Origin of the sequence: Aquabacterium fontiphilum (genome assembly GCF_009909205.1) — a bacterium.
Lineage (GTDB): Bacteria > Pseudomonadota > Gammaproteobacteria > Burkholderiales > Burkholderiaceae_C > Aquabacterium > Aquabacterium fontiphilum.
In genome coordinates this window covers 376,573-382,750 of record NZ_JAAAPN010000002.1, presented here as the reverse complement: position 1 = coordinate 382,750, position 6,178 = coordinate 376,573, and the positions used below count along the sequence as shown (strand labels likewise).

The 6,178-nt window shown below is 60.4% G+C and carries 5 protein-coding genes; all 5 read right to left on the bottom strand.

Annotated features, from left to right (window positions below):
• Window positions 1-526, bottom strand: a 526-nt coding sequence (locus GTZ97_RS03765; protein WP_161649162.1) for an RHS repeat domain-containing protein, incomplete at its 3' end; no start/stop codon positions are given.
• Window positions 527-782: 256 nt separating this feature from the next.
• Window positions 783-2,483, bottom strand: a complete 1,701-nt coding sequence (locus GTZ97_RS03760) for a DUF192 domain-containing protein (RefSeq protein WP_161649161.1) — start codon at window positions 2,481-2,483, stop codon at window positions 783-785.
• Between the two features lie 45 nt (window positions 2,484-2,528).
• Window positions 2,529-3,440 (bottom strand): type II secretion system F family protein, encoded by a 912-nt coding sequence (locus GTZ97_RS03755; RefSeq protein WP_201748146.1) that lies wholly within the window; start codon window positions 3,438-3,440, stop codon window positions 2,529-2,531.
• 12 nt (window positions 3,441-3,452) lie between these two features.
• Window positions 3,453-4,313, bottom strand: a complete 861-nt coding sequence (locus tag GTZ97_RS03750; RefSeq protein ID WP_236650985.1) for a type II secretion system F family protein — start codon at window positions 4,311-4,313, stop codon at window positions 3,453-3,455.
• On the bottom strand, window positions 4,310-6,178 hold the full coding sequence (locus tag GTZ97_RS03745; protein WP_161649160.1) for a TadA family conjugal transfer-associated ATPase: 1,869 nt from the start codon (window positions 6,176-6,178) through the stop codon (window positions 4,310-4,312). The genes GTZ97_RS03750 and GTZ97_RS03745 overlap by 4 nt, the downstream gene beginning before the upstream one ends.

Genomic DNA, 6,178 nt, shown 5'->3' with positions numbered 1-6,178 from the left:
GGCTGCCATCGCGCCGATCACGATCGAGGTAGTTGAGCTGCAGGCTGCGGCCTTGCGGGTCGGTCACCTTGATGAGCAGCCCGCGCGGGTCGTACTGCAGACCAAGGATCTCGCCACTGGGCGCCACAATCTGCTGCAGCAGGCCTGCGGCGTTGAAGCTCAGGCGCCGGCCATCGGCCCACACCCATTGGTAGCGGGTCTGCGGGCCCTGTCCTTCGATGAAGATCTTGCCATGCTCGGGGTTGGCCGGGCTGCATACAGCCGGGTTGCGCCAGTCACGGCCAAAACCCAGGCGCGAACCATCGGCCTGCACCACCTCCAGTTGCCGGCCCTTGGGATACAGGCGGGTTTCATATGACAGCCTCCAGCCTCGGCCCAGCAAGCCGTTGGGCGTCGTGGGTGTGCTGTGCACGCTGTTGTAGTGCCGAACCAGTTCCAGCCCCAACACCCCAGGCAGCGGCGCCAGGTCCACCTCCCGCTGGTACTTGTTGCCCGTCAGCACGTTGATCGGGTTGCCCGCACCCACCTGACTTTGCTGGGCGCTCGTACTCGCCGGACCCGACTCACCACATCGCGGGCTGCCGCCCGCAGCAGGGCCGCATTGGGCCCCTCCACTTGACCCGCTTGGCCCCGCGTTGCTGCTTGTGGTGAGGGCTTCCGCCGCATGCGCCTGGTGCAACACCGGTGAAGTCAGCACCGCCAGCATCACAGCGCTGAACACGCCTCGGCGTGACCAGTCGCACAACCCCTGCATTTTTTTATTCAGAACTCGCATCATCGACTCACTGCGCTCCAGGGAACTTCAACACAACGCGCCGGTTAGGCGCCAGGCAATCCTGCTGCGCAGAACCGGTCAAGTTGGCACATGAGGACATCTGCACGACAGGATCACGAGATCCGCGCCCCTCAACTTGAATGTTCTGGCCCGGGAAGCCGTTGTTCCTCAAGTAATCAGCGACAGCCTGAGCACGGCGCCGAGACAGTGGGTCGTTGACCGCGTCGCTGCCCAATTGGTCTGTGTGCCCTATCACGGTCAGGCCATCAAAGGACTGCCCATCTCGCGCCGCCGCTTTGGCTTGTTCAATCACGCGATCAAGCTCTTGCTTGCCAGCAGGTAAAAGTTCTGCCTGGTTGAACTCAAAGAGGATGTCGCTGGGTAGATTGACGTCGCTGGGTCTGATCGGGCAAGACGGGCAATCCGACGTGGTGCACTCACCCGTCCCGTCATCTCCACCACCACCCGGATCGGTTGGCTCAGGAACATCCGAGCACCCCATGGTGACACACCGTGGGGGCGGTTCCGTCGTCTGAGGAGGGGGGCCGGGATCTTGCGGCTGCCCGTTGTTGCCCATGCCCGGGGCGGAGATGTTGCTGCCCTCGATGGCATCCGTGTGCATCTGCACCATGACGTGGGACACCACGGGGATACGTCCCTGATTGAGCAAGGCTGTGGCGAAGGCGTCCTGCCCTGTGTCCATCCACTTCAGGAACTTGGTGTAGATCATGCCCATCAGCGGCACGCTGGGTTGATAGCCGTGCGTGACACGGATCTTCAGCATGTTGGCGTCCGCGAGGCTCTGCCCGGACCGATTCTTGACCAGTGAGCCGCTCACGTTCTGCACATCGCGGTTGTTTCCCAGCGCAACGAGCGCAGCGCGGTCGCCTAGATTGCGCGCCAGGTGCCGGTTCGGAATCACTCTCTTCCCATTGGTATTGAGGACGGTCTGCAACCTGGGGTCGTGCCAATCATCAAAGCTTTCGCGCGTGGGGTTGAGCAACTCGATTCGGCTGTGGAGCGCGAAATCCTGCGTTGCACGTGCCAAGGAGGCAGCGATCTCTTGCGCATTGCGCCCGCCACCGTACAAGGGCACCATGGCCCGAATGTAGGAGGTGCGCACTGTTTCAATCTTGGCGTTGGCCATGGCACCGGCACGTGCACCCATGAACGAAGCGTGGTTGATGACGTTCTTGGCGTTGTAGATCAAGCCATATTGAACGCTGGCGAGCCCGATCAGGATGAGCAAAGGGCCGACGACCGCAAACTCGACCATTGCGGCGCCACGCTGCCGCATCGGAACCGCAGACGCCGTGATGCCTGAAGCTTGCGGGGCGAGAATCAGCCTGTCTCCAGAACCGATCTGCAATTGTCTTGCGGTTCCCGCCGGCAGCTCCAAGACGTCAACGGGCCCGGCAGAGCCGCGGCGCTCTTGCGTCGTGATGGCCGAGGCACGCCAAGGCTTGAGCCCATGACGAACACCCAAGATCACTCCCTGTTGATCGAGATACAGCACGTCGATGCTGAAACGCATCCAGGCCGTATGCACGCTGGAACAGCGCTTCAGCAACAGGCCGCATCCGATACCGAGGGCCCGGCGAAACATGAGGCCCACAAACCGAGACCAGAAGCTGTCTGCGACCTGAAGGTCAATCGGCGTGTCTCCACCACGATTGCGCAACCATGCGCGTTGCAACGACGTTGCCATGTGATTTCCCAGTTTTTATATAAAGGCTACCGAGGCTCATATCGCTCAGATGCCTGAATCCATGAACTTGACGACGATCGGAAAGAACAAGATCAAGAACGTGCAGGGGAAGATGAATGCAATCAAAGGGAACAACATCTTCACGGGCGCTTCCATCGCTTTCTTCTCGGCCCGCAGGAATCGCTCCGAGCGGCGATGGTCTGCTTGCGCCCTCAACACCGGCCCCAAGCTCATGCCCATGGCCTCAGCCTGAATCACCGCCTGGGTGAAACTGGTCACGGCAGGCTCTCTGAGGCGCGCCGCCATGGCCCTCAGCGCTTCAGCGCGCTGCTTGCCCGCTCGCACATCGCGGAGCACACGAAGAAATTCCGAACGGAGCACGCCCTTCGGGCCCTTCGCCACGGCCTGAGACATGGCCCCCTGAAGATTCAAGCCGGCCTCGACACACAAGGTGATCATGTCGAGAAAGAACGGCAGGCTTTTCAATAATTCAGTTTTGCGGACTGCGATGCGGTCCCTCAACCACAGCGCAGGATAAAGCCAGCCCAGCACAGCCCCAATCAATGCCACTTGGCCATAGATGCTCGCAGTGATGCCCCCGGACTGGTCGAACAGGCTACAGACGAGCGCAAAGACGCCCGCGGTGAGCATGCCGCATACCAGACGACCGGCTTGGTATTGCGCAGGAGACAGGCTGAACTCAAGCCCAGCAGCCATCAACTTCCTCAAGACCCCACGTCGGGACTTGTCACTCATGAATAGGTTGATGTAGTAGGCCAACGCTTGAACCAGAAACCAGGTCAGCTTGAACCCCACAGGGGGAGGATCTTTGTACTCTCGGTCTTCAGGTGGGACGTCAACAATCAGTTTGCTGACCAGCCAGACCAACAAGCCCACGCTGCCCCCTACGCCCAGAGCCACCAGCGCGAGGATCATCAGTTGTTCAGTTTCTTGCATGGCCAGCCCGAGTCACACATCGATCATCACGATCTTGCGGATGATGTACAGGCCCATGATCTCAAGGAAGGCCACGATCGCAAGCACCCCCCACCCCATGGGCGTATGCCATAGCTGGCTCATGGCTTCTGGCTCCATGTGATCCAGTACGAGCATGAGCAGCAAAGGCAGTAGACCGACCACCCAGGCCTGCATCTTGCCCTGCGCGGTCAGTGCCTTGATCTTGCCCTCCATCTGGAGCCGGCTGCGAATCATGTGGGCGGTGCGCTCCAGGGTCTCAGACAAACCACCACCGGTCTCGACGGCGATTCGCATGGCTGACACCACCAGGATTGTGGTTTGAGTGGGGATGCGACGCGCAAGATTGGCCAGACTCTGCTCCAGCGTGACGCCGAGACGCTGTTCGCGCAAAAGCAAAGAGAACTCCTGTTTGATGGGGGCCTGCGACTCGGCAACGAGTTGCTGCAGCGCAGAGGTCAGGCCCACACCAGCGCGCATGCCCCCTGCCAGCATCATCAGCGCATCTGGTAATTGGTACTCAAACTTGTCCAAACGGCGCTGGCGCATGAGCGCGTACAGAAAGCGGGGCGCCAGGCCGAGTGCCAGCAGCACAACCAGGCATGCGATGAAGCTTCGTGTCACAAGCCATGTCATGACCGCCGCGAGCGCCATAACGCCCACGTTGATCAGGAACAGCTGTCGTGGGTCGATGAAAAGAAAGAACTCTCGGGCCTGGAACTGCACCCGACCGGTGAACTGGGCTCTGTACTTGGCAAGCCCGACCGTGCCGATGTCCACCGCCAGCCACACCACCAGACCCACTGCCAGCGCAACAACACCGGACACGACCAGCATGAAGACGTCGTCGCTCAAGGTCGCGCTCCTCGACTGGCTGTCGTTTCGTAGTCCAGGTCGCCGAAGTCGCTGTCCGGTGGCGGAGCCCCCAACACGTCGGCGGGCTTGAAGATGGAAATATCGACCGGCTGGCGCGCGGCGATCAACTCCTCATAGAAGCTCGGAACCATGTTGCAGCCGGTGAAGTATCCCGTGATACGACCGGTTTCCGGGTGGTGCCCCTGCTGCACAAACTTGAACAACTCTTGCAACTGAATGGTGCCGCTTTCGATGCCGGTCACTTCGGCAATGTGAGTCACCATCCGTGTGCCGCACGAAAAACGGGTTTGTTGCACGATCACATCCACCGCAGAGGCAATCTGCTCCCGAATGGCAGCCAACGGCAAGTCCATACCGGCCATCAACACCATGGTTTCCAAACGGGCCAGCGCATCGCGGGGCGTGTTGGCATGAAGCGTGGTCAGCGATCCTTCGTGACCTGTGTTCATCGCTTGCAGCATGTCAAGGGCCTCGGCGCCCCGACACTCGCCGACGACGATCCGATCGGGTCGCATGCGAAGGGTGTTGCGCACGAGCTCGCGAATACTCACGCCCCCTTTGCCTTCCACGTTGGAAGGCCTGGACTCCAACGAGATCAGGTGTTCATGCCCGAGCTGAAGCTCGGCCGCGTCTTCAACGGTGATGACGCGCTCCCCCTGGGGGATGAAGTTCGACAGGATGTTGAGCAAGGTCGTCTTGCCCGAGCCGGTACCACCCGAAACGATGACGTTCTTGCGCCCGGCGACGCAGATGCGCATGAACTCCGCCATCTCGCGACTCACCGAACCAAAGCCAACCAAGTCATCTGCGGAGAGCTTACGCTTCGAGAACTTGCGGATGGTAATCGTTGGGCCCTTCAATGCCAGTGGCGGAATGATCGCGTTGACCCGGGAGCCGTCCTTCAACCGGGCATCCACCATTGGCGAGGACTCATCGATACGCCGCCCCAGCGGAGCAACAATGCGCTCAATGACCCCCATGACGGCCCGATCGCCGGTAAACGTCATTGGGTGACGCACAAGCCGCCCGGAACGCTCAACAAAAATCTGGTCGTGCCTGTTCACCATGATTTCGCTGACAGAGTCGTCAGCGAGCAATTCTTCAAGAGGGCCGAGCCCCACCGCCTCATTGAGGACTTGACGACACAGAGAGCGCTTGTCAAGCGACGCCGGCAGTTCGGCTGACCGATCTTCAATCAGCTTCTGAATCACGGCCTGAGTTTCTTGCCTCAACCGGTCGTCGGACATTCGGGAGATATCTTGCCGCCGAATATCCATGGTTTCAAGCAACAACGCGTGTATGCGCTGACGCCATTCGAATTCTTGCTCTTGAACCCTGCTGTCCACGGGCACAAGAACAGGGTAGACCTTGTCGCTCGAAGACATCGGAGCCGCCTGGCCGGTTAGCTCGGACTGAACCTTTTGCGCTAGCTCTCGTGATGCGGCAATGGTCTCGGCCGCCATGCGGTTCCTGGCTGGAGCCGTCGTCGAACGAGACTTCTCGCTTGTGGCACGAGGCTCGTGATTCTGAGCCGGCGCTTTCGCTGGGGCACGCTGTCCGCCATCCAAGACAGAGATCTTGTACGAACCGACAGCAATCACGTCGGTTGGCTTCAAAGGCCCATACTGCACATCGATACGTGAAGCGTTGACAGTGATGCCGCCAAAGGCACCAAGGTCCTCCACTACTGGCCCAGCAGGCGTCATGAAGAGGCGCGCGTGTTCTTTCGCCACGCGCCAGCCTGGCACCTTGATTTCACATTCCGCGCCCTTGCCGATGATGCTGTCGTCGGGCACATCGAGGTCGCGCGACGTGCCGTCACTTTGCGTCAGACGAATGAGCAT

Coding starts and splice junctions, on each gene's coding strand:
- GTZ97_RS03760 (WP_161649161.1), bottom strand. CDS start 2,483: ATGGCAACGTCGTTGCAACGCGCATGGTTGCGCAATCGTGGTGGAGAC.
- GTZ97_RS03755 (WP_201748146.1), bottom strand. CDS start 3,440: ATGCAAGAAACTGAACAACTGATGATCCTCGCGCTGGTGGCTCTGGGC.
- GTZ97_RS03745 (WP_161649160.1), bottom strand. CDS start 6,178: ATGCTCATTCGTCTGACGCAAAGTGACGGCACGTCGCGCGACCTCGAT.